1 protein-coding gene is annotated in these 1,011 nt (G+C 49.8%); it reads right to left on the minus strand.

Going from position 1 to position 1,011, the window contains the following annotated elements:
* On the minus strand, positions 1 to 1,011 hold a 1,011-nt coding region (gene tssI / locus PSF42_RS08845; RefSeq protein WP_272679858.1), incomplete at both ends, for a type VI secretion system tip protein TssI/VgrG.

A 1,011-nucleotide genomic window follows, 5' to 3' on the forward strand; every position in this document is an offset into this window, starting at 1 on the left:
CCTTCAACCGTCACGGTCCGATTACTGGCAACAACCAGTTCATCGTTATGACCAATACTGGTTGTCCGGTCGTAATTAATCCGTTCACCCCGTGAGTTCAGCACATTGATGGCCAAATTCTTTTGCGCATGCAGATAGATTTCTTCTTGGCCTGCTTCATCTTCAAAACGCAGCTCATTGAACCCATCCCCTTTGTGGGTTTTGGTGCGAAATGTCGTGCGTGTTTTGTGTTTCGGTAAATCAATAGGGGGACGATTACGGCCATTATAGGTACAGCCCGTAATAATCGGTTTATCTATGTCATTGTTAAGATAGGAAATAATCACTTCCTGCCCAATTCTGGGGATGGACATAAACCCAAAGCCATCGCCGTTCCAACCGTGGGCGACTCGCACCCAACAAGACGCGCTATGGTCAGGTTTGCCGCGCCTGTCCCAATGGAAATAGACGGTCACAGCGCCTTGCGCATTGGTATAGATTTCTTCACCCGGAGGGCCGACAACGGTAGCCAACTCATCCCCATCCGCTGTAGGTTTATAACGATAAGGGGGACGCCACTCTTGAGTGCTGGGCACAAAGGACAGCTGATTACTCAGTTGAGTCCCTTCACCGCCACTGTTATCCGCTAATGGCTGCACGCCATGATGAGAGACACTCACCACTTGCCATGTCGTATTCATTCGAGGACTGGGGTGATTAGACAAGGTAAAAATACGCCCCGGTGCTAACTCAATGCAGTTCGTCGTAGCCGTTCCTACTTGCCGCTGGTTTTGTGATTGTTCGTAACGAATTTGGTTGAAGGGCTGCCCCTCGGCATCTTCTTGAAAGCGACCATAGCTTTCAAACACTTCATGTTGTTGATGGACTTCGCCGGTGACTTGGTGGCTCAGTGGGTAAGAGGGGCGGAGTTGGTTGTAATCTTTATCCACACGAATATCGCTGCACAACTGCTCAGCGTAACGCCATGTGGTAGCCGTACTGTCGGTGATATCCGTTTCAGATTGCGGATTA

The sequence above is a fragment of the Providencia sp. PROV032 genome (genome assembly GCF_028484875.1).
Classification (GTDB): domain Bacteria; phylum Pseudomonadota; class Gammaproteobacteria; order Enterobacterales; family Enterobacteriaceae; genus Providencia; species Providencia rettgeri_E.